23 protein-coding genes, 1 tRNA gene and 1 pseudogene are annotated in these 25,296 nt (G+C 65.2%); 5 read left to right on the forward strand and 20 right to left on the reverse strand.

Features of this window, described 5'->3' with window-relative positions; genetic code table 11:
* Window positions 1-114: pseudogene (locus EN932_RS06575) on the forward strand (ATP-binding protein); the annotation flags it as partial.
* A gap of 274 nt (window positions 115-388) precedes the next feature.
* On the forward strand, window positions 389-928 hold the full coding sequence (locus EN932_RS06580) for a J domain-containing protein (RefSeq protein ID WP_013528603.1): 540 nt from the start codon (window positions 389-391) through the stop codon (window positions 926-928).
* 66 nt (window positions 929-994) lie between these two features.
* On the opposite strand, the gene EN932_RS06585 is transcribed toward EN932_RS06580, so the two are convergent.
* From EN932_RS06585 to cysK, 7 genes are all read right to left on the reverse strand, one after another.
* Window positions 995-3,163 carry a malate synthase G gene (locus EN932_RS06585; RefSeq protein WP_127369851.1) on the reverse strand — a complete coding sequence of 723 codons (2,169 nt, stop codon included), beginning with the start codon at window positions 3,161-3,163 and terminating at the stop codon, window positions 995-997.
* A 98-nt stretch (window positions 3,164-3,261) separates the two neighbouring features.
* Complete coding sequence (locus EN932_RS06590) at window positions 3,262-5,304, reverse strand: hydantoinase/oxoprolinase family protein (RefSeq protein WP_127366536.1); 2,043 nt, start codon at window positions 5,302-5,304, stop codon at window positions 3,262-3,264.
* A 121-nt stretch (window positions 5,305-5,425) separates the two neighbouring features.
* Entirely contained in the window at window positions 5,426-6,052 is a 627-nt protein-coding gene (locus EN932_RS06595) for a CDGSH iron-sulfur domain-containing protein (RefSeq protein WP_013528606.1), read from the reverse strand.
* 114 nt (window positions 6,053-6,166) lie between these two features.
* On the reverse strand, window positions 6,167-6,538 hold the full coding sequence (locus tag EN932_RS06600; protein WP_063169665.1) for a hypothetical protein: 372 nt from the start codon (window positions 6,536-6,538) through the stop codon (window positions 6,167-6,169).
* Window positions 6,539-6,665: 127 nt separating this feature from the next.
* Entirely contained in the window at window positions 6,666-7,022 is a 357-nt protein-coding gene (locus tag EN932_RS06605; RefSeq protein WP_024502169.1) for a hypothetical protein, read from the reverse strand.
* 49 nt (window positions 7,023-7,071) lie between these two features.
* Window positions 7,072-8,559, reverse strand: coding sequence for an aspartate aminotransferase family protein (locus EN932_RS06610; protein WP_127368097.1), 1,488 nt, complete (start codon window positions 8,557-8,559; stop codon window positions 7,072-7,074).
* 13 nt (window positions 8,560-8,572) lie between these two features.
* Window positions 8,573-9,661: a cysteine synthase A gene (gene cysK, locus EN932_RS06615; RefSeq protein WP_127368096.1), complete on the reverse strand. Its 1,089-nt coding sequence runs from the start codon at window positions 9,659-9,661 to the stop codon at window positions 8,573-8,575.
* Window positions 9,662-9,915: 254 nt separating this feature from the next.
* Between cysK and EN932_RS06620 the strand changes: the two genes are divergently transcribed.
* Window positions 9,916-11,904: a transcriptional regulator gene (locus tag EN932_RS06620; protein WP_127368095.1), complete on the forward strand. Its 1,989-nt coding sequence runs from the start codon at window positions 9,916-9,918 to the stop codon at window positions 11,902-11,904.
* 129 nt (window positions 11,905-12,033) lie between these two features.
* Entirely contained in the window at window positions 12,034-12,213 is a 180-nt protein-coding gene (locus tag EN932_RS06625) for a hypothetical protein (protein ID WP_023814179.1), read from the forward strand.
* Window positions 12,214-12,333: 120 nt separating this feature from the next.
* On the opposite strand, the gene EN932_RS06630 is transcribed toward EN932_RS06625, so the two are convergent.
* The 12 genes from EN932_RS06630 to EN932_RS06685 all read right to left on the reverse strand — a co-directional run bounded on the left by EN932_RS06630 (window position 12,334) and on the right by EN932_RS06685 (window position 24,029).
* Entirely contained in the window at window positions 12,334-12,897 is a 564-nt protein-coding gene (locus tag EN932_RS06630; protein WP_127368094.1) for a cytochrome b, read from the reverse strand.
* A gap of 196 nt (window positions 12,898-13,093) precedes the next feature.
* Entirely contained in the window at window positions 13,094-13,402 is a 309-nt protein-coding gene (locus EN932_RS06635; RefSeq protein ID WP_027161196.1) for a UBP-type zinc finger domain-containing protein, read from the reverse strand.
* Complete coding sequence (locus EN932_RS06640; protein WP_127384832.1) at window positions 13,399-15,084, reverse strand: FAD-dependent oxidoreductase; 1,686 nt, start codon at window positions 15,082-15,084, stop codon at window positions 13,399-13,401. Before EN932_RS06640 ends, EN932_RS06635 begins: the two co-directional genes overlap by 4 nt.
* Before the next feature lie 149 nt (window positions 15,085-15,233).
* Window positions 15,234-15,318, reverse strand: a tRNA-Leu gene (locus tag EN932_RS06645).
* Between the two features lie 73 nt (window positions 15,319-15,391).
* Complete coding sequence (locus EN932_RS06650; protein WP_127368092.1) at window positions 15,392-16,012, reverse strand: 2,3-bisphosphoglycerate-dependent phosphoglycerate mutase; 621 nt, start codon at window positions 16,010-16,012, stop codon at window positions 15,392-15,394.
* Between the two features lie 33 nt (window positions 16,013-16,045).
* On the reverse strand, window positions 16,046-16,888 hold the full coding sequence (gene dapB / locus EN932_RS06655; RefSeq protein WP_127368091.1) for a 4-hydroxy-tetrahydrodipicolinate reductase: 843 nt from the start codon (window positions 16,886-16,888) through the stop codon (window positions 16,046-16,048).
* Window positions 16,885-18,756: an ABC transporter ATP-binding protein gene (locus EN932_RS06660; protein WP_024502175.1), complete on the reverse strand. Its 1,872-nt coding sequence runs from the start codon at window positions 18,754-18,756 to the stop codon at window positions 16,885-16,887. The genes dapB and EN932_RS06660 overlap by 4 nt, the downstream gene beginning before the upstream one ends.
* Before the next feature lie 78 nt (window positions 18,757-18,834).
* A complete protein-coding gene (locus EN932_RS06665) occupies window positions 18,835-19,881 on the reverse strand; it encodes a glucokinase (RefSeq protein WP_127368089.1) in 1,047 nt (348 codons plus the stop codon).
* 186 nt (window positions 19,882-20,067) lie between these two features.
* On the reverse strand, window positions 20,068-21,156 hold the full coding sequence (gene mepA / locus EN932_RS06670) for a penicillin-insensitive murein endopeptidase (protein ID WP_127368088.1): 1,089 nt from the start codon (window positions 21,154-21,156) through the stop codon (window positions 20,068-20,070).
* Window positions 21,157-21,305: 149 nt separating this feature from the next.
* The gene (locus EN932_RS06675; protein WP_013528620.1) at window positions 21,306-22,205 is read right to left on the reverse strand and encodes an SDR family oxidoreductase; all 900 of its coding nucleotides are present in this window, start codon (window positions 22,203-22,205) and stop codon (window positions 21,306-21,308) included.
* Window positions 22,202-23,356 (reverse strand): tRNA epoxyqueuosine(34) reductase QueG, encoded by a 1,155-nt coding sequence (gene queG, locus EN932_RS06680; protein WP_127368087.1) that lies wholly within the window; start codon window positions 23,354-23,356, stop codon window positions 22,202-22,204. The genes EN932_RS06675 and queG overlap by 4 nt, the downstream gene beginning before the upstream one ends.
* Window positions 23,337-24,029 carry a glutathione S-transferase family protein gene (locus EN932_RS06685; RefSeq protein ID WP_127368086.1) on the reverse strand — a complete coding sequence of 231 codons (693 nt, stop codon included), beginning with the start codon at window positions 24,027-24,029 and terminating at the stop codon, window positions 23,337-23,339. Before EN932_RS06685 ends, queG begins: the two co-directional genes overlap by 20 nt.
* A gap of 160 nt (window positions 24,030-24,189) precedes the next feature.
* Between EN932_RS06685 and EN932_RS06690 the strand changes: the two genes are divergently transcribed.
* A complete protein-coding gene (locus tag EN932_RS06690; protein ID WP_013528623.1) occupies window positions 24,190-24,996 on the forward strand; it encodes an undecaprenyl-diphosphate phosphatase in 807 nt (268 codons plus the stop codon).
* Between the two features lie 82 nt (window positions 24,997-25,078).
* On the opposite strand, the gene EN932_RS06695 is transcribed toward EN932_RS06690, so the two are convergent.
* Window positions 25,079-25,296, reverse strand: a 218-nt coding sequence (locus tag EN932_RS06695) for a YraN family protein (protein ID WP_206618918.1), incomplete at its 5' end; no start/stop codon positions are given.

Here is a 25,296-nt window from a genome sequence, read left to right on the forward strand (position 1 = left end):
AAGGTGGCGCGGACACTCGCCGATCTCGACGCCAGCGAAACCGTCGGCCGCATCCATCTGGCCGAAGCGATTTCCTACCGCATGAGCTCGGAGCGGGTGGCGCAGGCGGCGTAGGTCACTCGCCGCCCGACAAGCCGACCTTGCCACGCCCCCTTCCGCAATCACGCCATAACCGTCATCCGACGAATCGGCCATCTCCGCACTGCGGCGGACCTGATTGTCCGCTTGGTCGACGTCCTCACCACCCAACGGCCCCCACCGACCGGGCGCCGGCCGTTTCTCCGTCTTCGGGGCGTGGACGTCATCGCATCGGACCAAAGTCTTGGTCTCCGCATTGGGAATTCCTTATTTAGATAATGTGAATATGATTGTGGTCGGGGAGCCCGCTATGTTCGTTGACTACTACGAAGTTTTGGAAGTCAGCCCGAACGCCAACTCGGAAACGCTGGAGCGCATATTTCGCTATTTTGCGATGCGCTATCATCCCGACAATCGCGAAACCGGCGATGAAGCCCGCTTCAGTGAAATCGTGGAAGCCCACAACACGCTCAAGGATCCGGTCAAACGCGCTCAATACGACATCGCGTATAGGGACCATGCCGGCCTTCGCCGCGAATTGACCGAGGAAGCCAGCAACAGCAAAGGCATCGAGCGGGATGTCGTGATCCAGGCCAGGCTGCTGTCGCTGCTTTACGCGAAGCGCCGGCACGACGTCAGCAATCCCGGGATCGGGGATGTGGAGCTCGAACGCCTGTCAGACTGTCCGCGAGAGCATCTCGAGTTTCATCTCTGGTATCTAAAAGCGAAGGGCTGGATAGCAAGAGTGGAAAACGGGACGATCGCGATTACGGTGGAAGGCGTCGATAGGGTCAACTCCGAACACCGTCGCGATCCCACCATCCGGCTCCTGGACCATACAGCTTCCTGACGCCTCACCTCCGGAGGAAGTCAGGCCGAAGACCTGCCGCCCCATTCACGGCAGGGACTGGCCTCTTCAGCCCTGCTGCGCCTTCAGTTCCAGCCGCCGCGCGTGCAACACCGGCTCCGTATAACCATTCGGCTGTTCGCGGCCCTTGAACACCAGGTCGCAGGCGGCCTGGAAGGCGATGGAGTTGTCGAAATCGGCGGCCATCGGGTAGTAGAGCGGATCGCCGACATTCTGCAGGTCGACGATGGCCGCCATGCGGCGCAGCGAATCCATCACCTGGATTTCGGAGCAGACCTTGTGGTGCAGCCAGTTGGCGATGTGCTGTGAGGAAATACGCAGCGTGGCGCGGTCTTCCATCAGGCCGACATCGTTGATGTCAGGCACTTTCGAGCAGCCGACGCCCTGGTCGATCCAGCGCACGACATAGCCAAGAATGCCCTGCGCGTTGTTGTCGAGTTCCTTCTGGATATCATCCGGCGACCAGTTCGGCCGCACCGCGACGGGCACCGACAGGATGTCGTCGAGCCTGGCCTTGGGCCGGTTCTTCAGCGCCGCCTGCACGGCGTGAACATCGACCTTGTGATAGTGCGTGGCATGCAGCGTGGCCGCCGTCGGCGACGGCACCCAGGCAGTGTTGGCGCCGGCCTTGGGGTGGGCGATCTTCTCGACCAGCATCGCAGCCATCAGATCCGGCATCGCCCACATGCCCTTGCCGATCTGGGCGTGGCCGGCCAAGCCGCATTCCAGCCCGATGTCGACATTCCACGCCTCGTAGGCGGAAATCCAGGCGGCCTGCTTCATGTCGCCCTTGCGGATCATCGGGCCGGCTTCCATCGAGGTGTGGATCTCGTCGCCGGTGCGGTCGAGAAAGCCGGTGTTGATGAACACGACGCGCTCCTTTGCGGCGCGGATTGCCTCCTTGAGGTTGACGGTGGTGCGCCGCTCCTCGTCCATGATGCCCATCTTGATGGTATTTTTCGCCATGCCGAGCAGCGCTTCGACGCGGTCGAAGATCTCGACGGCGAAGGCGACTTCGTCGGGCCCATGCATCTTGGGTTTCACGACATACATCGAGCCGGCACGGGAATTGGCGCGGCGGCCGTTCGGCCCGACATCGTGCAGCGCGATCAGCGCCGTCATCGCCGCATCCATGATGCCTTCCGGAACCTCATTGCCGTCGCGGTCGAGGATCGCCGGGCTGGTCATCAGGTGGCCGACATTCCTGACCAGCATCAGCGAGCGGCCGGGCACGGTCAGCGTGCCACCGGCGGGCGCGGTGTAGGCGCGGTCGGGATTGAGCTTGCGGACAAAACTCTTGCCGCCCTTGGTGATCTCTTCCGCCAGGTCACCCTTCATCAGGCCGAGCCAGTTGCGGTAGACGACGACCTTGTCTGGCGCATCCACCGCCGCGACCGAATCCTCGCAGTCCTGGATGGTGGTCAGCGCCGATTCCAGGATGACATCGGCGATGCCCGCCGGATCGGTGCGGCCGATCTGGTTGTTGCGGTCGATCACGATCTCGATGTGCAGGCCGTTGCGCACAAGCAGCACGGCATCGGGATTGGCGGCATCGCCGCGATAGCCGACGAATTGCCTGGGGTCGGCCAGCGTCGTCGAGCCGGCGCCGGCGCTCAGCCGCAAGGCACCTTGCGCCAGCGACAGGCCATTGACGCCGGCCCATTTGCCGGACGTGAGCGGGGCAGCCTCGTCGAGAAAGGTCTTCGTCCAGGCGACGACCTTGGCGCCGCGCGCCGGATTGAAGGCTTTGCCCTTTTCGGCGCCATCCGTTTCGGGGATGGCATCGGTGCCGTAAAGCGCATCGTAGAGCGAACCCCAGCGCGCATTGGCAGCGTTGAGCGCATAGCGCGCATTCATCACCGGCACGACCAGCTGCGGTCCGGCAACATCAGCAATTTCCGGGTCGACATTGTCGGTCGACACGCTGAAGGCCGGGCCTTCGGGAACGAGGTAGCCGATCTCTTTCAGGAAGCCCTTGTAGGCCTCCATGTCGACCGGCGCGCCGTGATCGCGATACCAGCCGTCTATCTGTTCCTGGATGGCGTCACGCTTTGCCAGCAGCGCCCGGTTCTTCGGCGCCAGATCATGGACGATGGCCGAAAAACCGTTCCAGAAGGCGTCCGCTTCGATCCCCGTGCCCGGCAGCGCTTCCCTGGCCACGAACTCATGCAGCTCGCGGGCAATCCGCAATCCGGCGATCTCGATGCGGTCGGTCATCAGGCTACTCCAGATGAAAGGCTTTGCGGGCCTTTGGCATGTCAGGTTTGCCGGGTCAATTCAGCTTAGGGTGAAGGTGGCGTATTTCGCCGCGTCGCTCAAACCGCAATGCGCGGCCTTCCCGAGGCCACGGCCACGACATGCGCCTCGATGAACATGCGCTGGGCCTCGACGGTCGAGACCCGGAATTCGGTGGCGACGTCGATCTCGGCGCTGTCGGTGCCGGCATCCCTGGCGCGCTCCGCGACGATGGCGCGGACATCGGCCTCGGCCGCCGCGATCGCCGCTGCCTCGTCGAGGAAATCGCGTACGGTCTCGCCCGAGGCGAGACGAAACAGCCCTTCTATGGGCTGGCTGACCCGCGCCTCGGCCGAAACCCTGACCTGGCCGACGACGGCGCCAAGCGCGTTGGCGACATCGGTATCCCTGGGCACCACGCAGTCATTGCCGATCAGCTCGGCCAAGCCGGCATAGTGCAGCGGCGCCGAGGCGCCGAGGCCGATGACCGGGCGGTCGAGCGCAACGCTCAGGCGGGCGATGCCGGGATGCGCGTCGACTGCGCGCTGCACCAGGGCGTGCGCCACTGTCGCGGCGCCATCGAGCCCATCCTCGGCAAAGGCGGTCTCGAGGATATATTCGGCCGACCAGCGCGTCAGCGTCACCAGCACCCGTTCCGAGATCGCTTCCGGCGAAGCGGCAATGTTCTGGCCACGGCCGTCACGCTTGCGGGCGAACAGTTCGGCGCCGAGGCGCGCCGCGATAGGATCCCAGTTCGCCTGCTTGCCCAGCACGTGGGCGGCGTCCGACGGGGTGAAGCCGGCGACATGCACCAGCCCGCGCGACACCAGCCGGTTCAGCGTCGCGTTCTGCGCGTTCGAGGTCAAAAGCCTGTCGACGGCGAGCGGCACGGCACCGATGGCCTCGTAGAGCCTGGCTTCGGCGCCGGTCAGGCCGGCGGCGAGCCGGTCGGGCACGCCGGTGCGCACCGCGAAACGGCCGTCCATGCGGCCGGGATTGGGTGCCCGCGACTGGCGCTCCAGCTCTGAGATCACCGCTACGCCATGCGCCATGCCGGCCAGCGCCAGCGGCACCAGGCGGCGCGGCCCGAGCAGGATCTTCGGGTTGAGCGCGCCATCCTCCAGCGCCACTTCGGAATCGCCGCCGAGGCCGAAGGTGCGCATGGCGACGGCCTCGACCATGGTGCGGAAGCCGCCGACGGTGGCGCCTTCCGGATCGAGCCTGGGACGGCCGCCGTCGAGCACGGCGACGTCGGTGGTGGTGCCGCCGATGTCGGACACCACAGCATTGTCGAGCCCGGTCATGTGGCGGGCGCCGACCAGGCTGGCGGCCGGGCCGGACAGGATGGTCTCGATCGGTCGCTGGCGGGCAAAAGCGGCTGAAACCAGCGCGCCATCGCCGCGCACCACCATCAGCGGTGCTGCGATGTTGCGCGCCTCGAGAAAGCCTTCGGTCGCTGCCACCAGCCGGTCGATCATCGAGATCAGCCTGGCGTTGAGCAAAGTGGTCAGCGCCCGGCGCGGGCCGCCGAGCTTGGCCGACAGCTCGTGGCTCGATGTGACCGGCAGGCCGGACTTGTCGCGGATCAACTCGCGGGCGGCGATCTCATGCGCCGGATTGCGGGTGGCGAAGTAGGCGCAGACGGCAAAGCCGGACACCGAGGCGCCGAGTTCCGGCAGCGCCGCTTCCAGTCCGGACAGATCGAGCTTGGCGGCATTGCCATGCACGTCGTGGCCGCCCGGACAAAAAACCACCGGATCGGTGCCGAGCGCGGCCTTCAGCCCGTCGCGGGCGAGGTCGCCCTCGGAAAAGCCGATCATCACCAGCGCGACGCGGCCGCCCTGGCCCTCGACGAGCGCGTTGGTGGCAAGCGTCGTCGACATCGACACCAGCTTGATATCAGCCGGATCGGTTCCGGCTTTCTGCAGCACCGCGTCGACGGCGCCGGAAATGCCGACGGCAAGATCATGCCTGGTGGTCAGCGCCTTGGCCTTGGCCAGCACCTTGCCCTTGTTCGGCCCTTCTTGCGGGCCTTCCGTTTCAGACCACAACACGGCATCGGTATAGGTGCCGCCGGTGTCGATCCCGAGGAACAACGGTTTTGGCTTGGTCTTGGCTGTCATTTTTGGCGGCGGTCCGGCTGGGAAGTCTGTCTGCCCCTGCCTTTAGCCGATGCGGGCGGGTCGATAAAGCTGCGAGCGCTGGGCCAAGGCGGAGATTGGCAGCGTTGGCCGAAGCGCCAACCTACCCGACAAACCCCACTTTCTTGTGCGTGCCATCGCAGAACGGCTTGTTGGCGGAATGGCCGCAGCGGCAGAGGAAGGCGCGTTGTGTACGGTCGACCGTATGGCCGGTTCCGGTGACGATCTCGAGATTGCCCTCAAGCTTGAGCGGGCCATTGGTGGTCGGCGTCACTTTCAGCGGACCATTTCTCGCTTCGAGCGCCGGCGTGTCCTTCAGCTGCGGCTCGCCGGTGGCGGCAAAACCGGATTTGTTGTGGCTGCCGTCGCAGAACGGCTTGTTTTCCGAAGCGCCGCAGCGGCAGAGCGTGGCACGATAAGAAGTCTCGCCGTCGAGAACGATCTCGGCGTGTACCGCCAGCGGGCCGTTTTCCCGCAGCCGCACCGTGTTGACCACCGGTGCTTGCTCCTGCGGCCCGCCATCCTTCCTGACATAGGTGATGGCGCCCGACGGGCAGCTTTCGGCGATGGCGACGATCTTCTCGACGCTGGCCGCCTCGGGATGGATCCATTGACCCGGCGCGTTGGGCACGAAGACGTGCGGATCGCCGAGCACGCAGTTGCGCGAATGGATGCAGCGCTTGCCGGAAAACCCGACGTCGATCTTGTCGCTTTCGACCATGCCGGCCATAGCTGAGCTCCTTTTGCCTGAAGCACGTCGCGTCTGAACAGTTCGAGGCGGCGCGCGCTGGGTATTTGCACAGGCTATGGCTCCAGCCCGAAGACCGTCAAGCTGGCAAACCGGTCAGGGGACCAGTTCGATCTCCTCGGTCTCGCCGCCGCTGCAGGTATAGCAGCAATCCTCGCATTTTTCCTTGTTGCCGGGGCCGACGCCCCAATAGGTGCCCTCGTCACCATCGACCCAGGCGCCGTAACAGATCGATTCCCCGGCGTTGCAGGATATCGGCAGCTGCTTGGTCTCGCCGTCGTCGAGGTAGAAGTCCTTGTCATCGCCCGGCCAGACATAGTCGCGATCCTGGCTGTAGAGTTCGACGCGCATGGCGTTGGGGTGGCCGTTCTTGATGGCAAAGGTGACATCGTCGGCACGCGCCGCCGGCACGAGCAGCATGAGGAGAGACAGCGCGGCCAGCACGCGGCGCGCATAGATATGAAACATGAGTGACCCCCTGAATAAGCGGCCCACCCGGCCGCGTGGCGACCATCGCACGCAGCGCTGAATCGCGGAAGTGGACCGGACGAGCCGATCCCTGACTTAATTTGGGTCCAACGAAAACTTCCGCGCTCTACGGCACCAGATCGATCGTCTCTGTCGAGTGTTCGACGCAGATGAAGCAGCAGGTGTCGCAAGGCTGGTCATTGTCCGGCCCGACGCCGGCCGAGAGGCTGTCATTGCCGTCGGCCCAGGCGCCATAGCAGATATGTTCGCCCTGATTGCAGGAGAACGGCACAGATTTCTGCGACCCTGGGGCGATCAGGAACACCTTGTCGTTGCCCGGCCAGACCGTCTCGCGGTCGCGGCTGAACAGCTCGACCGCGACTGCTTCCTTGCGCAGGTTCTTGACGAAGAAGGCCATGTCGGCGGCCTGCGCCGAGGCGGTGAAGACCAGCGCCGCCAGTGCAACCATACGAAACAGCGTCACGGCCTGGATCTCCCGAATCACCGCGGCAGAATCGCATGCCTGCCCGCTACTAGGAAGGTGCGGAACCCTGCGTCGCGATCTCATGCCCCAGCCGCACCGTTTCACGCACCAGCAGGTCGAGATCCTCGCGCCGTGTGCGATGATTGGTGATCGCCACGCGCAACCAGTGCTCGCCATGCACCGTGGTGTCCGAAAGGGCCGCAATGCCCTGTTCCTGCAGCCGCAGCATGATCTCCGTGTTGAGCACCTTCAGAGCCTCGCCTGTCAGACCGGGCTGATAGCGGAAGCAGACGATGTTGACGGTCGGCGATGCCGCCAGCTGCAGCCGCGGCGCGGCCTCGATCAAGCCGGCAAGATAGACGGCCTGGGCAATGTTCTGGTCGATCAGGCGGCCGAATTTCTCGACACCGTGCTCCTTCAGCGCCATCCACACCTTCAGCGCGCGAAAACCGCGCGACGTCTGCAGGCCGTAGTCGTGCAGCCATTCGCCGGAAGCGAGGCCGCGCGGCGTCGATTCCAGATATTCCGGCGTCACCGCGAAGGTCCCGCGATGCGCGGCGGCATCCCTGACCAGGGCGCAGCCGACTTCGAACGGCGCGTGCAGCCATTTGTGGGGATCGAGCGCGACCGAATCCGCCCGTTCGATGCCGGCGACGCGATGGGCATTCTCAGGCGCAATGGCGATCAGCGCGCCGATGCAGCCGTCGACATGGAACCAGAGGCCTTCCTCATGTGACAGCTTCGCAAGCGCCTGCAAATCGTCGATCGCCCCGGTGTTGACGGTGCCCGCCGTACCGATGACGCAGGCCGGCTTGAACCCTGCCGCGCGGTCGTCTGTGATCGCTGCCCGCAAGGCGGCGATATCGATGCGCAGCCCGGCATCGGTCGGGATGCGGCGCAGTGCCCGGTTGCCGAGGCCAAGTGCCTCCATCGCCTTGCGGTGGCACGAGTGGATCTGCTCCGAGCCGTAGAAGCGCAGCGGCTCTTCGATGGCGGCGACACCATGCTCGCGCACGTCGATGCCGGCCTTGACGTTGCGCGCCACGGTCAGCCCGATGATGTTGGCCATCGAGCCGCCGCTGACCAGCGTGCCGCCGGCAGAAGCGGGAAAGCCCAGCATCTCCTTGCACCAGTTCACCACCTGGCTGTCCATCAGCCCGGCGGCGTGGTTGCCGCCGCCGAGGTTCGAGCCCTGGATTGCCGCAAGGAAATCGCCGAGCGCACCGGTGAAATTGCTCGACCCCATATACCAGGACCAGAAGCGCGGATGGATGTTGCCCATTGGATAGGACATCACCGTGCGGGACACCTCAGAATAGACCGCATCCAGCGGCGCCGGCGAGCGCGGCAGCGGCGCCGAGAAGGCCCCTCTCACATCGGCCGGCATCTCCCGCCAGACCGGGCGGTCGCGCACATCGCGGAGGTAATCGACCGCATCGTCGATGACCCGGTGCGACAGGGCCTGCACATCGGCCCAGTCCAGGGGATCGAGCGTTTCCTCGGCCAAAAGGCCGAGGTTTTCTTGCACGGCGTCCATACCAGATCTCCCGTCAAGCCGCCGGGAACTGGCAGCCGGGCGTCGAGCGCGACAGGGCGGTCTCGTCGGCATCCATCTCGGCCTCGATGCCGTCGAACAGCGGTGTCGACATGTAGCGTTCGCCGGTGTCGGGCAGCATGCACAGGATCACCGCACCGGCCGGCGCCTCCTCCGCGACCTGCCGTGCCACGGCGAAGGTCGCGCCGCCGGAAATGCCGGTGAAGATGCCCTCTTTGCGCGCCAATTCCCTCGCCCATTTGATGCCCTCGGGCCCGGCGATCGGCATCACCTCGTCATAGAGGCTGGTGTCGATCGCCTCCTGCAGCACGTTGGGGATGAAATCCGGCGTCCAGCCCTGGATCGGGTGCGGCTCGAAGGCTGGATGGCTGGCGGCGGGAGCACCATCGACGCCGCGCTGCTGGACCTTGCCGCTGCCGATGAGCTGCGCGTTGGCCGGCTCGGAGAGCACGATGCGGGTTTCCGGCCGCTCGCGGCGCAGCACGCGCGCCACGCCCACCACCGTGCCGCCGGTGCCATAGCCGGTGACGAAGCAATCAAGCCGCGAGCCGGCGAAATCATTGACGATCTCGCGCGCCGTCGTTGCCTCGTGGATGGCGGCGTTGGCGGCCGTCTCGAATTGGCGGGCAAGGAACCAGCCATTGGCCTCGGCCAGTTCCACCGCCTTCTTGTACATGCCGAAACCTTTTTCGGCGCGCGGCGTCAGCACCACCTTGGCGCCCAGCATGCGCATCAGCTTGCGGCGCTCGACCGAAAAACTGTCGGCCATCGTGACGACCAGCGGATAGCCCTTTTGCGCGCAGACCATGGCGAGGCCAATGCCGGTGTTGCCGCTGGTCGCCTCGACCACCGTCTGGCCCGGCTTCAGCGCCCCGCTGCGCTCGCCCTCCTCGATGATGTTGAGCGCCAGCCGGTCCTTCACCGAGGCGCCGGGATTGAAATACTCGGCCTTGACGTAGATCGTCGCGTGGGACGGTCCGAGATTGTTGATGCGAACCACCGGCGTGTCGCCGACGGTGTCGAGAATGCTGTCGAACAGGCGGCCGCGCCCGGCCGTGGTTCTGATCTTCTGCTGCTGCAACATCTTGGTCTCCTTGATTGTCATCGCGTTTTGTCTTCACGGGCCGGTTACAAACCGGCGGGTTGGGCGGCGAGGTTTGGTGACCTTGCCGCGCTAGGACTGACATGCCGCACAGCGGCAATGGCCGTATCCGGCGCTGAGATCCGCTGCCGGATGCGCCGTGTCGTGTTTGGTGATACAGGAGAGGCCGACAGGCCAGCGTGGGAGCAGGCGTGGAAACGCACGTGGAATCCACTCGATCGAGGCCGGACGGCGACATGCCGGTCCTTTCCGTGCGCCTGCTCGGACCGCTGATGATCTCCCGCGACGGCGCTCCGGTTGCCCTGCCTGCGTCACGCAAGCTGCGCGCGCTGCTCGCCTATCTGGCGCTGGCGCCGCATCCGGTCAGCCGCAGTCGCCTGTGCGAGTTGTTGTGGGATGTGCCGAACGACCCAAGGGGCGAACTGCGCTGGTGCCTGAGCAAGCTGCGCGGCGCGCTTGACATGCCGGCCCGGCGCCGGGTCTCCACCCAAGGCGATACGGTCGCACTCGATCTCGACGATTGCCTGATCGATGTGCTGGAGGTCAGCCGCGCCGCCGCGCAAGGGATCGGCACGCTTGACGTCGAGCGCTTGCGCGTGCTGGCCGGACTGTTTGCCGGCGATTTCCTCGACGGGCTGGAGCTCGAGCGCAGCCCGCATTTCAACAGCTGGCTGATCGCGCAGCGCCGCCGCTTCAGCGCTTGCCATGCCGCCGTGCTGGAACGCCTTGTCGCGAGCCTGCCGGCTTATAGTGACGAGGCGATCGCCCATCTCGACACATGGGTGGAACTGGCGCCGTTCGACACGTGCGGACATCTGGCGTTGCTGTCCAATCTGGCCGGGCGCGGCGAGGTCGGCGCGGCCGAAGAGCATCTGGCCGCGGCGGAACGATTGTTTCGGTCGGAGGAGCTCGATTTCGCACCGCTTCGCGCGGCCTGGCGGGCGATCCGCGACCGACAGTCGGGCACCTCGCTTCGAACGGCCTGCCTGTCCACGCTATCGCCACTGGTGGCCACCATGCCCACCGCACCCGGCCCGGTCGAGCCCAGCCACGCTTCGCTGGCGGTGATGCCGTTTGTCGAGGAGAGCGGCGGCACGCGCGGCGGATTGGCCGACGGTTTCACCCACGACATCATCACCCGCCTGGCCAAGCTCAGGGATTTCTTCGTCATCGCGCGCGGATCGGTGTTTGCGCTGGCAGAGCAGAACATCGCGCCCGAGGATGCCGGCCGCCGGCTGAATGTCGACTATGTCGCCACCGGCACGGTGCGCAGCCCGTCCGGCCGCCTTATCGTCAGCGTCGAGCTGATCGAGGTGCGCAGCGCCAGGATCGTCTGGGCCGAGACCTTCGAGCGCAGGCCCGATGACATCTTTTCCGTGCTCGACGACATCGGCAACAGCATCGTCTCCTCGATCTCGGCCGAGATCGAAACGGTCGAGCGCAACCGCGCCATGCTGAAGGCGCCCAGCTCGCTCAACGCCTGGGAGGCCTACCATCGCGGCCTCTGGCACATGTACCGCTTCACCCAGGCCGAAAACGAGCAGGCGCGGCATTTCTTTGCCCAGGCCTTGCAGCTCGACCCGACCTTCGCCCGTGCCTATGCCGGCCTGTCCTTCACCCACTGGCAGAACGCCTTCCAGCGCTGGGGCGATCGCGACCGCGAAAGCGCGCTGGCCTTCGAGAGCGCCGGCCACAGCCTGCTGGTCGACGACCACAATCCGGCCGCCCATTGGGCGATGGGCCGGGCGCTGTGGCTGCGCGGCGAGCAGGACGGCTCGCTGCTCGAACTCGAGCGGGCGGTCGATCTCAGCCCCAACTTCGCGCTCGGCCACTACGCTTTGTCCTTCGTGCATTCGCAGTCGGGCGACCCGCGAGCGGCGATAGGCTCTTCCGATCATTCGCGCCATCTCAGCCCGTTCGACCCGCTGCTGTTCGGCATGCTGGGCGCACGCGCCATGGCGCATGTCCGGCTCGGCCAGTTCGAGGAGGCGGCCGAATGGGCGCTGAAGGCGGCGGCGCGGCCCAACGCCCACGCCATCATACTGGCGATCGCCGCGCACTGCCTGGCGCTGGCCGGACGGCTCGACGAGGCGCGCGGCTTCGCCGCCGCCATCCGCAAGACAAGGCCGGACTATTGCGCCGACGATTTCATCGGCACCTTCCGCTTCGAACCGGATGCCGTAGCGCTGTTCCGGCAGGGCGCCAGCCGCATCGGGCTCAACTGAAGCCTGGATCGCCATCTTGGGGATCGCGTGGGAATTTCGCCTCAAATCCGCCGGGTTAACGAAGTCGGAAGGAGTTGTTTAACCGTTAGCTTCTATGTCACGGCCCGGGGGGCCGACAAAGTGAGTATGATGAGCAACAGCCCCGACAAGCGCAATGAATGGCGCGCCATATTTTACGTGCAGGCTCGCGTTGCCATCCTGTTTGTCCCGGTGGTTGCCAGCCTGCTGATCATAGCGGCGCTTGCCGGAAACGAACGCAAGTCGGTTCCCAGCATGATCGACCCAACCGTCACCGGCTCCGTGCGGTAGGCGCTATCGGTCGGCGTTAGCCCTCTCGGGGAGAGCGCCTTCTGAAGAAAAAGAAGGTCGAAAGAAAGGCCCTCCCGATCAACGAGGGAAGGCGCCATGCGCTTTTCCTGGGAAACCACTTCACGCTTTCCCGGACTTGCTCCAGGAGAGCGTGCTTTCCGGCAGCATTCGCTTGAGCACGTCGTCCTTGCGGATGAAATGATGCCATAGCGCCGCGGCCGCGTGCACTCCGGCGAGGATGAGGATCGAATTGGCGCACAGGCTGTGCAGTTCCCTGATGAACCGGGCCGTGTCGCGGTCGGGCGATACCGGGGCCGGGATGGTGAAGAGGCCGAAGAAGCTCAAGGCGTCGCCCCTGTACCAAGTCAGCAGGATGCCGAGAGCCGGAATGGTCACCAGCAGCGCATAGAGCAGCAGATGCGCGATCTTGGCCGCCCATCGTTCAAGCTCCGACATTTCCGTCTGCAGCCCTGGCGTTCCCAGTATCAGGCGCAGGCCGACGCGGATGACGACCAGCGCAACCAACAGCAGCCCGAACGAAATATGGAACCACCAGACGAGCGCGCGGCCGGGATCGCCGCGCGGAAAAAGTTCTTCCACATAGGTCAAGCCATAAAGGCCGATGACCAGCAGAAACACCGCCCAGTGAATGGCTTTTTGTGCGCTTGTATAGGTGGGGTGCATGCGAGCCTTCCAGTTTTGAATATTTCTAAACTAGCCGCGATCATGTCAAAGCTTTGTCGGGCTCGGATGATCGTGAGCTGGCAGGACACTGGAACGGGTAAGCTGTCAGTTTGCGGACAGTCGGGCATCGAGCGCGTAATGCTGGACAAAGAAAAGCCCGGGCGAACCGGGCTCTTCTTCGGCGTCTCCAGGGCGCTCAAACAAAGCGCGGGATCGGACCGTTCTGCGGGGTCACATCGTCGCCGAGGTCGACAAACACCTCGTCGACATAGCACCATGCCCAGCCTTCGGGTGGATCGTAGCCCTCGATGATCGGATGCTTGGTGGCGTGGAAATGCTTGGTGGCGTGGCGGTTGGGCGAGTCGTCGCAGCAGCCGACATGGCCGCAGGTACGGCACAGCCGCAGATGCACCCATTGCGACCCGCTCTTCAGGCATTCCTCGCAGCCGAGCGCGCTCGGCGTGACCTTCCTGATGTCGCGCGTATGTCTGCATTCATCCATCATGGTCTCCCGGCCATTTGAAATGTGTCGGCGTTGCCGCGCGCGAGGTAGGCATGCAGAGCCGCGACCACCTGGGCGCCTTCGCCGACAGCCGCGGCGACCCGTTTGACCGAGCCCGCACGGACATCGCCGATGGCGAATACGCCGCTGCGGCTCGTCTCCATCTGCGCCGATCCTATGTCCGATCCGGTGCGCACGAAACCCCTGGCGTCCAGCGCGACATCGCAGTTGGCCAGCCAATCGGTGTTCGGATCGGCGCCGATGAAGAGGAAGAGATGGCGGATCGGGCGCGTTGTTCCCGCGCCGCTGGCGCGGTTGCGCCAGCGCACCGTGGCAAGATTGCCGTCTTCGCCCTCCAGTGCCTCGATTTCGGTCCCGGTCAGCACCTCGATGTTCGGCTGCGCCCGGATGCGCTCTACCAGATAACGCGACATGCTGGCCTCGAGGCTGCCGCCGCGCGCCAGCAGCGCCACCTTCCGCGCATGACTGGCCAAGTAGACAGCCGCTTGCCCGGCCGAATTGCCGGCGCCGACCAGCGCCACTTCCTGGCCCGCGCAAAGCCGGCCTTCGATGGGCGACGCCCAATAGTGCACGGACGTCCCCTCGAACCGCGCAAGATCGGCGATGTCGAGGCGGCGATAGCGCGCGCCGCTGGCAATCACCACGCTGCGCGTGCGCACGGTCTCGCCGTCACCGACATCGAGCAGATAGCGGGCGCCTGACGTGTCGGTGGCCGCGCTCAAAAGCTTCGCCTCGTCCGGGATGACCATTTCAACGCCGAATTTCTGCGCCTGGTTGTAGGCGCGCGCCATCAGCGCCATGCCGGTGATGCCGGTCGGGAAACCGAGATAGTTCTCGATGCGCGAGGAGGCGCCGGCCTGTCCGCCGAAGGCACGGCAATCGAGCACGATCGTCGACAGCCCTTCGGATGCCGCATAGACCGCCGCCGCCAGCCCTGCCGGGCCGGCGCCGACGATGGCCACGTCATACACCGTATCGGCATCGATCGGGCGCAACAGGCCGACGCAGCGGGCGAGGTCCTTTTCGCCGGGGTTCATCAGCAGCCTGCCGTTTGGACAGAGCACGATCGGCAGGTGGTGCGGATCGACCTCAAAGCGTTCGACCAGCGTTTTGGCGCAGGGATCGCTGTCGGAATCGAGCACGCGGTGCGGCTGGCCGCTGCGCGCCAGAAAACCCTGCAGCCGCAACACGTCGGCATTGTCCTGGGGTCCGATGATGATCGGCCCGCTGGTGGCGCTCTCCAAAAGCCCGACGCGGCGCAGGATCAGCGCCCGCATGATGCGCTCGCCGAGATTGGCCTCCTGCACCATCAGGTCGCGCAGCCGCTGCGAGGCGATGACGAACGCCTCCACCGGCTCGGCGGCCTGCGCATTCACCAGCGAGGGACGGGCCGAAAGCTGCGCCAGCTCACCGACAAAGCTGCCCGGGCCGTGCGTGACGATCGTCTCGCGCCGGCCGAGCCCGCCGTCCTGGGTGATGTCCACGCTACCCGACAGCACGACGATCAGGCCGGGCGCCACATCGCCGGCTTCGATGATGTGCTCGCCGGCTGCATAGGCGCTGGCCTCGCCGAACCGGCGCATGCGGTCGATGTCCACCTCGGCCAGCGTGGGGAACGCCTGGTCGCGGCGGGCACCGAAGATCGGGTTGGTGGATTGAGCCATGGTTTTGAGCGTAGCGAAGCGGCCGCGGAGTTTGAAGCGGTTTGTGAGGGGACTGGCCGGAAGGGGAGGTTGGCTGAAAAGAAAAAGCCCGGGCGAACCGGGCTTTTTCTCTAAGTTTCTGAACCGTCGAGTGGTTCGAAACGGGAATTTGGTGCCCAGAAGAGGACTCGAACCTCCACTCCTTGCGGAACACGGACCTGAACCGTGCGCGTCTACCAATTCCGCCATCTGGGCTGGTGCGGGCTCATGTAAGCGGGCAAGCGATGTGTGTCAACGCGCTTTTTTCGCAGGTACTCCGTTCGCCGGTTCAGTCGTCCAGCACTTCCTTGGAAGCGACGGTGGAATCGGCGTTGAGCTGGTAGATGACCGGCACGCCGGTGCCGAGTTCCAGCTTGACGATCTCCTCACCCGACTTGCCGTCGAGCACCATGATCAGCGCGCGCAGGGAGTTGCCGTGCGCGGCGACCAGCACGGTGCCGCCGCGCAGCACATGCGGCTGCAAATCGTGCAGGTAATAGGGCCAGACGCGGGCGCCGGTGTCCTTCAGGCTTTCGCCGGCAGGCGGCGGCACGTCGTAGGAGCGGCGCCAGACATGCACCTGCTCCTCGCCCCATTTCTTGCGGGCGTCGTCCTTGTTGAGGCCGGAGAGGTCGCCATAGTCGCGCTCGTTGAGCGCCTGGTCGCGGATGGTCTTCAGGTCGCCCTGGCCGACCGCGTCGAGGATGTGCTGGCAGGTCTTTTGCGCCCGGATCAGCGCCGAGGTGAAGGCGATGTCGAATTTCAGGCCACGCGCCTTGAGCTTTTGCCCGGCGGCCTTGGCCTCGGCGTGGCCCTGTTCGGTCAGGTCGACGTCGCGCCAGCCGGTGAACAGGTTCTTCAAATTCCATTCGCTCTGGCCGTGGCGCACGAGCACGAGGGTTCGCGACATGTTTGCTCCTTCAGGTTTATGGATCAGGCCGGCTCAGCTGAGGCCGAGCACGTCCCGCATCGAATACAGTCCCGGCTTCTTGCCGCGCGCCCAAAGCGCCGCCTTGACGGCGCCGCGGGCGAAGATGGCGCGGTCCTCGGCGTGGTGCGACAGGGTGATGCGCTCGCCGGTTCCGGCCAGCATCACGCTGTGGTCGCCGACGACAGAGCCGCCGCGCAACGTGGCAAAGCCGATCGAGCCCGTCTTGCGCACCCCGGTGTGGCCGTCGCGGACGCGCACGTCGTTGCCTGAGAGATCGATACCACGCCCGGCGGCGGCGGCTTCACCCAGCAGCAGCGCCGTGCCCGAAGGCGCGTCGACCTTGTGCTTGTGGTGCATTTCGAGGATCTCGATGTCGAAATCGTCGGCATCGAGCGCGCGCGCCGCCTGCTCGACCAGCACCGCCAGCAGATTGACGCCGAGGCTCATATTGCCCGACTTGACGATCGTCGCATGGCGCGCCGCCGCAGCGATCCTGGCATTGTCATCGGCCGAACAGCCGGTAGTGCCGATGACATGGACGATGCGCGCCTGCGCCGCGTAGCCGGCGAATTCGACCGTCGAAGTAGGCGTGGTGAAATCGAGCACACCGTCGGCCTTGGCGAACACCGGCAGCGGATCGTCGCTGATCGGCACGTTGATGATGCCGATGCCGGCCAGCTCGCCGGCATCCTTGCCCAGATGCGGCGAATCCGTCCGCTCGACCGCGCCGATGACCCGCGCGCCTGATATAGAGTGGATGGCGCGGATCAGCGTCTGGCCCATGCGGCCGGCGGCGCCCACCACCACCAGGCCCATATCATTTGCCGGTCCGTCGGTTGCGGGCGTGGCGCTCATGTCGTGCTCCCGGCGATGCTCTGCGTGTCGATGCCTTGTGACAGGCGTTGCGCCGAAGTCCGGATCGGCGCGCTGTCGTCGACAAGCCCCAGACCCTTGACGCCCTGGATGCGGTGGAAGCGGGCATAGACGCTGTGCGGATCGGCCATCAGCGAGGCGTGCGTGCCTTCCTCGACCAGCCGGCCCTGTTCCATGACGATGATGTGGTCGGCATTGACCACCGTCGACAGCCGGTGCGCGATGACGATGGTGGTGCGGCCTTCCATGACCTTTGTCAGCGCCTGCTGGACGCGAGCCTCGGCCTCGTTGTCGAGCGCCGATGTCGCTTCGTCGAGCAAAAGGATCGGTGCCTGCCGCACGATGGCCCGCGCGATCGAGACGCGCTGGCGCTGGCCGCCGGACAGCGTCACGCCGTTCTCGCCGACTGGCGTGTCGTAGCCCTGCGGCTGCTGGCGGATGAAGTCGTCGGCCGCGGCTTGGCCCGCGGCCTGTTCGATCTCGGCATCGGTGGCGCTCAGCCGGCCGTAGCGGATGTTGTCGCGGATGGTGCCTTCGAACAGATAGGGCTGCTGCGAGACATAGGCGATGGAACCGCGCAGCGACTGTTTGGTGACCTTCGAGATGTCCTGGCCGTCGATCTCGATCGACCCCGCCTCGACATCGTAGAAGCGCTGCAGCAGCGCCACCAATGTCGTCTTGCCGGCGCCCGAAGCGCCGACGATTGCCGTCACCTTGCCGGCCGCGGCGACGAAACTCAGATCCTGCAGCACCGGAGCCTCCTCGACATAGCGGAAGGAGACGTTGTTGAAACGCACTTCGCCGGAGGTGAATTTCGCCTCGGCGGCGCCTTGGGCGTCGCTCTGCTGCGGCTCGATGTCGAGAAGCTCGTAGATCATGCGCGCATTCACCAGCGCGCGTTCCATGCCGACCTGCATGCGCGCCAGACGGCGGGCCGGATCATAGGCGAGCGTCAGCGCGGTGATGAAGGAAAACACCGCGCCCGGCGGCTGGCCGAGAACGGTGGCCCGGTAGCCGGAATAGGCGATGACGCTGGCGAAGGCGATGCCGGCCAGCAGTTCGGAAACCGGCGTCAGCCGCTCGGAGACGCGAGCGATCTTGTTCGACCGCTGCTCGGCATCCTCGGCGAGCTGGCTGATCCGGCGCGACAGCTCGTCCTCCATGGTGAAGGCCTTGACGATGGCGATGCCTTGCGTGGCTTCCTGCATGGCGCCGATCAGCCGAGAGTTGATCTGCACCGATTCGCGCGTGATGCGGCGCACCCGGCGCATCAGATAGGTGACGGTCCAGATCAGCGGCGGCCCGATCAGCAGCGAACTCAAGGAGAGTATCGGATCCTGGTAGATCATCACGCCGACCAGGCCGACCAGCGAGACGGCATCACGCGCGGTCGAGGTCACCGTCATCGACAACAGGTCGCGAATGCCGTTGACGTTCTCGTTGACCTGCGCGGCCAGCCGCCCGGACCTTGTGTCGTTGAAGAAGGAGACGCCAAGCTTCATCAGATGGTTGAAGATGCGCTGCTGATAGCGCGCCACCAGATTGTTGCCGATCCTGGCCATCGTCACCGCCTGGCCGTAGCCGGCAAGGCCGCGCAGGATGAAGGCACCGAGCAGTGCGGCGCAGATCCATGGGATCAGGTCGCCGCGTCGTTCGTAGAAGATCTGGTTGACGACCGGGCTCATGATCCAGGCGGCAAGCGCCGTCGTCGCCGACACGGTCAGCAGGCAGAGGATGGTGAAAACATACGCGCCCCGATAGTCGCGGCCATTTTCCTGGAGGATACGGCGGATGACCGCCACGATCTCTCCCGCACGGGGTTTCGACAAATTGGGGGGCTGAAATGTCAAATTGGAGCGCTTCGTAGATTTCCGCTTCCCGCGGCCGGGCAATTTGGCACCCCTCTTAACGCCAAGCAGCCAGCTTGCCTATGCCTCGGGGTGACTAACTTCGTCGCGCCAGCGCCGGCCCGAAGTCTGGACACCGAACAGCGAGGGGTTCCTGGCATAGGCGGCAAGGCCCAGAAGTGCGGCCAGCGGATGGGCAATGACATACACCGGCATGGTGCGCATCATCGCGCTGTGCGGCGCCTTGTCCTCGAAAGCGGCACGGAAATTGCCGGCTTTCAGCGCCGGCACGATCTTCTGCGCGATGCCACCGGTGAGAAACACGCCGCCGCGGCTCATGAACACCAGAGCAAGGTCGCCTGCCGTGCGCCCAAGGCAGGTGACGAAGGTCTCCAGCGCTTCCTCGGCAACCGGATCGGTTTTCGCAAGTGCCGCGGCAGTGATCTCGGCCGGCGTGGTGAAGGGCGACGGCTTGCCGTCCGCCTTGGCAACCGCCCGATAGACATTGACCAGACCGCGTCCGCACAGGATCTGCTCGCCCGAAATGCGGCCCTCCAGCTTCTCGATATGCGGAAAAACCTCGAAATCGCGGGCCGAGCGCGGACCGATATCCATATGACCGCCCTCGCCGGGCACCGGTATCCAGTGGTGCAGCGCATGGACCAGCCCGGCGACGCCGAGCCCGGTTCCGGGGCCGAGCACGACGCGGCCGGCATTGGGCTCCGGCGTGCCGCCGCCGATCTTTTCCATGTGCTCCTCGCCGAGCGCGACGACGGCCAGCGCCTGCGCCTCGAAATCGTTGAGCACGACGATGTCGCTCAGGCCGAGGCTGGCGAACATTTTTCTCGGCTTGACGATCCAGGGGCAGTTGGTCAGTTCGATCTCGTCGCCGTCGACCGGACCGGCCACCGCCAGCACCGCCGAATTGGGACGCACCGACGAGCGATCGAGCACGGCCGCCTGGATCGCCTCGTCGATGGTGTTGTAGTTCGCCGTCTGGACGATGGTCGGCTCGCCTGCCTCGGAATTGGCGTCGAGCACGATCGAAAAGCGCGCATTGGTGCCGCCGATGTCGCCGATAAGGATCGGAAACCGCAACAAAGTATCGTCGTCGCCTGTGCCTGGCATGCTCTCGTCCGTCTCCGGCGCCACCGACGGCATCTAGCCGTTCTTCCGTTGACTAGCGCATGGGTTTGAAAAGGGAAACGGTTTTCGAGCCCGGCGGCGCGCTGAGGCCGGCTGTGCGGCCAAACCGACACGGTTTCGCAAAAATAAGGTCCTGAACCGGTTGAGCCCGTCTATGAGCCGTGACCGTCAGTTTCCTGGCGGCCGCGGTCGCGGCAGCGGCACGCCGATCTCGGGCGTCGCCGTGAAGGCGTTCACCGTGCTTGGCAAGCCGGCGGCGGCCGGCGTGGCGGACAATGACGGCGCTTCGGGTTCGGGTGCGGCAGCCGCGACCGGCACGCCGCCGCCGTGATAGGTCGCCGCCTCGGCGGAAACCGGCCCCGGCGCGTCGAGCACGGCGCGGCATTCGCTCGGCAGGTTCGCCATCGTCATCAGGTCGCGTGCCTTGGGGGCATCCGGGTTCTTGTTGGGCCGCCACGGCTCCTGCGTGAACCACCAGGCCAATGGCTTGCCGCAACCGTCATCGTCCGGCGTCGCTTCCTGCGCCTTGCAGCCGGGGGATCCCGGCTGACAGCCGATGCGCATGTGAAAATGATAGTCGTGGCCCCAAAACGGCCGGATCTTGCGCAGCCAGCCGCGGTCGCCCCTGACGGTGTCGCAGAGTTTCTTCTTGATGCCCGGATTGACCAGGATGCGCTCGACCTGGCTGTAGCTCGCCGCCCGCTTCAGAAGCCTTGTGTGCGCCGGCGTCCACAGCGCGTCCTTCACCAGATGGGTCTTCTCATCGACCATCAAGGTGGCGCTCATCGATTCGCGCTGCGCCATCGACAGCGGGCGGCTGGGCATCGGCGTCAGCCAGATGTCGGCGTCGAGCCCGATCTGGTGCGAGGCATGCCCGGTCAGCATCGGGCCGCCGCGCGGCTGCGAAATGTCGCCGATCAGCAGGCCCGGCCAACCATCGGCTGCCGCGTCGCGCGACAATTTCTCGATCACCGCGATCATAGCCGGATGGCCCCAGCGACGGTTGCGGGACGGCCGCATCACCTCCCAGGTCGGACCGTCCATGGGAATGGCGACGCCGCCGGCAAAACAGCCCTTGGAATAGAAGCCGATCGATTGCGCCGCGCTCGCGGCTGGCAGTTTCTTGGCGCCGAACAGGTCTTTTGCCCGTTCCTCGGCCGCGGCCGGCCGTACGGCTAGACCGGCAAGGACGAACAGGCCGAGAGCGGCCGCCAGCCTGAATTTTTTGCCGAGAGATGGCTGTATCGGTGTTTTCATGAAACCGGATCCCCACCAGGCCGAATCATAGCATGCAACGCGGAACGCTTCGATCGACAGAGCGGTTCACCGAAACGGTGAACCGCTCTGTCTCTGTTTTGACGCAATCCCGGACGGAGAACCGTGTCACACTTTTCCTGGAATTGCTTTTAGCGCTTCATCGGGCTGCGCGCCTCGCCGTCGCGCCAGTCGTCGCTCGCCCACATATGGTCGAAGGCGGCGCGGTAGTCCGGAAAGCGCAGGGAATAGCCCGCCGCCTTGATCGCCGCGTTGCCGACGCGCTTGTTCTCGCCATAGAAGGACCGCGCCATGGGCGAAAGTTGGGCGGCGTCGAAAGGAATCTCGGGCGGCGGTTCGATGCCCATCAATGATGCGGCATAGGCGACGACGTCCTGCGGCGCCGCCGGCAGATCGTCGGTGACGTTGAAGATGCCGCCTTTATTGCCTTGGATGAGCTGCCACAGGGAGCCTGCTATGTCGTCGCAATGAATGCGATTGAACACTTGGTCGGGCTTGACCAGCCGCCTTGCGCTGCCGTTTTCCAGATTGACCAGGGCATTGCGGCCCGGCCCGTAAATGCCGGAGAGTCGCAGGATCGCCACCGGCCGGCGAATCTCGCGGCCCAGCTCCAGCCAGTCCTGCTCTGCCGCCACCCGCATCATCGAACGCTTCGACACCGGCCGGCATTCAGCCGTTTCATCGACCCATGCGCCGTCATAATTGCCGTAAACCCCGACCGTAGAGAGATAGCCGATCCATTCCAGCAAAGGCATTTGAGCGATTGCCTCTCGCGCCGCACCCAGCACGGGATCGCCGGCCTCCTCCGGGGCGACCGAAATCAGCAGATGCGTTGTTTTCCGCAATGCATCGCCAATCTCATCCGTCAGCGCACCGTCGAACAACAGCGGGGCGATGCCGGCCTGCCGTAGCGTCTCGAATTTTTCCGGCGAGCGTGTCGTGCCGAAGATCGTCGCGGCGCCTTTGTTAGCCCGAGCAAAAGCCCTGCCCGAATAGCCGGCGCCGAAGATGAATATCTGCTTTTCGCTCATGCATTCGCCCTGGTTGGCCGCGCCAGACGCCATTCGTCGCGCACGGCTTCGTCGCTCTCGGTTTTCAGGCCGATGGCTGCCCTTTCTGAATATTCGGCGTTGGGCACCAGCCGCGCCAGCGCCCAAATTGCCGCGCCCCGCACCAGCGGGGACGGATCGCCGAGCAGCGCAAGCACCGCGCCGGACAGCGACGCTTCGCCGGAATTGCCGGCGGCGATCAGCACGTTGCGGATGAACCGATCGCGGCCGATGCGTTTTATCGGCGAACCGGAGAAGAAAGCGCGGAAGGCCGCGTCATCGAGACCCAAAAGGTCGGCGAGCGGTGGTTCGCGCAGATCATCGCGCGCGGCGAGTTTTGCTTCCGAAGCCGCCCGGGCGAATTTGTTCCACGGGCAGGCGGCTAAACAGTCATCGCAGCCATAGATGCGGTTGCCGATCTTTTCGCGGAATTCGTGCGGGATCGGCCCCTTGTTCTCGATGGTGAGATAGGAAATGCAGCGCCGCGCATCGAGCCGGTAGGGCGCCGGAAAAGCATCGGTCGGGCACGCGTCGAGGCAGGCGCGGCAGGAGCCGCAATGGTCGATTTCGGCGCGGTCGGGCACGAGTTCGGCGGTGGTGAAGATGGTGCCGAGGAACAGCCAGGAGCCGTGCTCGCGGCTGACCAGATTGGTGTGTTTGCCTTGCCAGCCAAGCCCGGCGGCTTCGGCCAGCGGCTTTTCCATGACAGGTGCGGTGTCGACGAACACCTTCACGTCACCGCCGGCGCGGGCAACGAGCTTGCCGGCGATCTCCTTCAGCCGGCCTTTCATCACATCGTGATAGTCGCGGTTTTGCGCATAGACCGAGATCGCGCCGCGGTCGCGCTTGGCCAGCACTTCGCGAAGATCATGGTCGGGGCCGTAGTTCATCGCCAGCACGACGATCGAGCGTACCTGCGGCCAGAGGGCCGTTGGTTCACTGCGGCGTTGCAACGTCTCGGCGATCCAGTCCATCGAGCCGTGAAAGCCGTCGGCGACGAATTCGGCCAGGCGCGCCGGCGCCAGCGGGATCGCATCGGGGGAGGTGACGGCGACGGCATCGAAGCCGGCGCGCTGCGCCTCCGCGTCGATCAGCGCGCGCAGTTTTGCCGCGTCAGAAGTCGAGGTCCGCATAATGCGACACCGGTGACAGGCCGCGCACCCGGTCGGTCAAAAGCGGCCGGAAGGAAGGCCGCGACTTGACCCGCGTGTACCATTCGCGTGCAGCGCTGTGCTCGCGCCAGTCGATCTCGCCGAGATAATCGAGCACCGAAAGCGTCGCCGCGGCCGCGAGATCGGCATAGGTGACCCTCGAGCCGGCCAGCCAATGGCGGGTGCCGGCCAGCCAGTTGGTGTATTTCATGTGCTGGCGGATGTTGGCGCGCGCCGCACGGATCGCGCCAGAGTCGGGCGAGCCGCCGCCCGCCGTTTCCGGCATGACCGGCTTCAGCACGCGCTCACGCACCAGATGGCGGGTGACTTCGCTTTCAGCCTTGTTGAGATACCAGTCGATGAGCCGGCGGATTTCGGCGCGCTGCATCGGGTCCTCGGCGAACAGCCGCTTGTCGCGCTTCAGCACGCCGCGCGTTTCATCGAGATATTCCGATATGACCGTCGCGCCGATGATCGGCACGTCGCCTTCGGCCAGCAGGATCGGCAGCGTGCCGGCCGGGTTCAGCGCCAGGAACTCCTTGCGCCGGGTCCACGGCTTTTCCTCGATCAGGGCCAGCTCCTCGCCATACTCTCCGAAAGCGAGGCGGACGAAGCGACAGGTGGCGAACATGGGGTGGTGGAAAAGCGTCAGCATGGTTCCGCGATGATAAAGCGCACTGGCGAATCGCAGGGCGCACCGGTAAGTCTTGGCCGCCCGGTTAGCGGGCCGTCAGGGTGTTGCGACCTATAGGGGGACTTCAACGCCATGACAAGCAAGCCCTTCTGTCAGCCGTCACGCCAATGCCGAGGTAGCCATGGAAAGCCAGACCATCGTCGAAGCCCTGCTGCTCGGCCTGCTGGAGGGGCTGACCGAGTTCATCCCGGTGTCCTCGACCGGCCATATCCTGCTCGCTGGCCATTTCCTCGGCTTCCACTCGACCGGCAAGGCCTTCGAGATCCTGATCCAGCTCGGCGCCATCCTGGCGATCCTCAGCGTTTATTTCCGCCGCCTCTGGAAAATGCTGCTCGAACTGCCGCACGACCGACTGACCAGGCATTTCGTCATCGGCATCCTCATCGCCTTCCTGCCGGCGGCATTCATCGGCGCGCTGGCGCATGATTTCATAAAGACGGTGCTGTTCGAATCGCCGAGGCTGATCTGCATCATGCTAATTATCGGCGGCGTCGTGCTGCTGGTGGTCGACCGCATGAACCTCAAGCCGGTTTATCGCGATGTCGAGCGCTTCCCGACCCGGCTTTACCTGCAGATCGGGCTTTTCCAGTGCCTGTCGCTCATTCCCGGCACATCGCGTTCGGGCTCGACCATCGTCGGCGCCCTGCTTTTGGGCGTCGATAAGCGCGCGGCCGCTGAATTTTCCTTCTTCCTTGCAATCCCGACCATGGTCGGCGCCTTCGCCTTCGACCTGTTCAAGAACCGCAACGTGCTGAGCAGCGCCGACCTGCCGATCATCGCCGTCGGCTTCGTCGCCGCCTTCGTCACGGCGCTCATCGTCGTGCGCTTCCTGCTCGATTACGTCTCGCGCAAGGGTTACTCGCTGTTCGGCTGGTGGCGGCTGGTGGTGGGCGGTGTCGGGTTGGTGGCGTTGATGATCTGGGGGTGAGGAGTGTTCCGCGTAGCGGCCCTCACGCTTCGTCATCCACGGGCTCCGCCCGTGGATGACGAATGAAGGAGGGCTGCCCCCTCTAACTCTTCCCATAAAACGCGTTCTCGACATGCACCGGCCAGCGCCAGGGCAGCACCGCGACCATGTCGAAGCGCATCGACAGTCTGCCGTAGTCCGCTTGGCGCGACAGCCAGATGTCGGCCGCGCCTTCTATTCGACGTTCCGATTCGTGACCGATCGCCTCCATGGCTTCCATCAGCGACCGGCGCGCCTTGACTTCGACGAACAGCACCAGAT

Source organism: Mesorhizobium sp. M7A.F.Ca.US.002.01.1.1, from assembly GCF_004022955.1.
In the GTDB taxonomy this organism is placed as follows: Bacteria; Pseudomonadota; Alphaproteobacteria; order Rhizobiales; family Rhizobiaceae; genus Mesorhizobium; species Mesorhizobium ciceri.

Bases quoted from the DNA above. Each gene is read 5' to 3' on its own strand.
- EN932_RS06580 (WP_013528603.1), top strand. From the start codon at position 389: ATGTTCGTTGACTACTACGAAGTTTTGGAAGTCAGCCCGAACGCCAAC.
- EN932_RS06585 (WP_127369851.1), bottom strand. From the start codon at position 3,163: ATGACCGACCGCATCGAGATCGCCGGATTGCGGATTGCCCGCGAGCTG.
- EN932_RS06590 (WP_127366536.1), bottom strand. From the start codon at position 5,304: ATGACAGCCAAGACCAAGCCAAAACCGTTGTTCCTCGGGATCGACACC.
- EN932_RS06595 (WP_013528606.1), bottom strand. From the start codon at position 6,052: ATGGCCGGCATGGTCGAAAGCGACAAGATCGACGTCGGGTTTTCCGGC.
- EN932_RS06600 (WP_063169665.1), bottom strand. From the start codon at position 6,538: ATGTTTCATATCTATGCGCGCCGCGTGCTGGCCGCGCTGTCTCTCCTC.
- EN932_RS06610 (WP_127368097.1), bottom strand. From the start codon at position 8,559: ATGGACGCCGTGCAAGAAAACCTCGGCCTTTTGGCCGAGGAAACGCTC.
- cysK (WP_127368096.1), bottom strand. From the start codon at position 9,661: ATGTTGCAGCAGCAGAAGATCAGAACCACGGCCGGGCGCGGCCGCCTG.
- EN932_RS06620 (WP_127368095.1), top strand. From the start codon at position 9,916: ATGCCGGTCCTTTCCGTGCGCCTGCTCGGACCGCTGATGATCTCCCGC.
- EN932_RS06625 (WP_023814179.1), top strand. From the start codon at position 12,034: ATGAGCAACAGCCCCGACAAGCGCAATGAATGGCGCGCCATATTTTAC.
- EN932_RS06630 (WP_127368094.1), bottom strand. From the start codon at position 12,897: ATGCACCCCACCTATACAAGCGCACAAAAAGCCATTCACTGGGCGGTG.
- EN932_RS06635 (WP_027161196.1), bottom strand. From the start codon at position 13,402: ATGATGGATGAATGCAGACATACGCGCGACATCAGGAAGGTCACGCCG.
- EN932_RS06640 (WP_127384832.1), bottom strand. From the start codon at position 15,084: ATGGCTCAATCCACCAACCCGATCTTCGGTGCCCGCCGCGACCAGGCG.
- EN932_RS06650 (WP_127368092.1), bottom strand. From the start codon at position 16,012: ATGTCGCGAACCCTCGTGCTCGTGCGCCACGGCCAGAGCGAATGGAAT.
- dapB (WP_127368091.1), bottom strand. From the start codon at position 16,888: ATGAGCGCCACGCCCGCAACCGACGGACCGGCAAATGATATGGGCCTG.
- EN932_RS06665 (WP_127368089.1), bottom strand. From the start codon at position 19,881: ATGCCAGGCACAGGCGACGACGATACTTTGTTGCGGTTTCCGATCCTT.
- mepA (WP_127368088.1), bottom strand. From the start codon at position 21,156: ATGAAAACACCGATACAGCCATCTCTCGGCAAAAAATTCAGGCTGGCG.
- EN932_RS06675 (WP_013528620.1), bottom strand. From the start codon at position 22,205: ATGAGCGAAAAGCAGATATTCATCTTCGGCGCCGGCTATTCGGGCAGG.
- queG (WP_127368087.1), bottom strand. From the start codon at position 23,356: ATGCGGACCTCGACTTCTGACGCGGCAAAACTGCGCGCGCTGATCGAC.
- EN932_RS06685 (WP_127368086.1), bottom strand. From the start codon at position 24,029: ATGCTGACGCTTTTCCACCACCCCATGTTCGCCACCTGTCGCTTCGTC.
- EN932_RS06690 (WP_013528623.1), top strand. From the start codon at position 24,190: ATGGAAAGCCAGACCATCGTCGAAGCCCTGCTGCTCGGCCTGCTGGAG.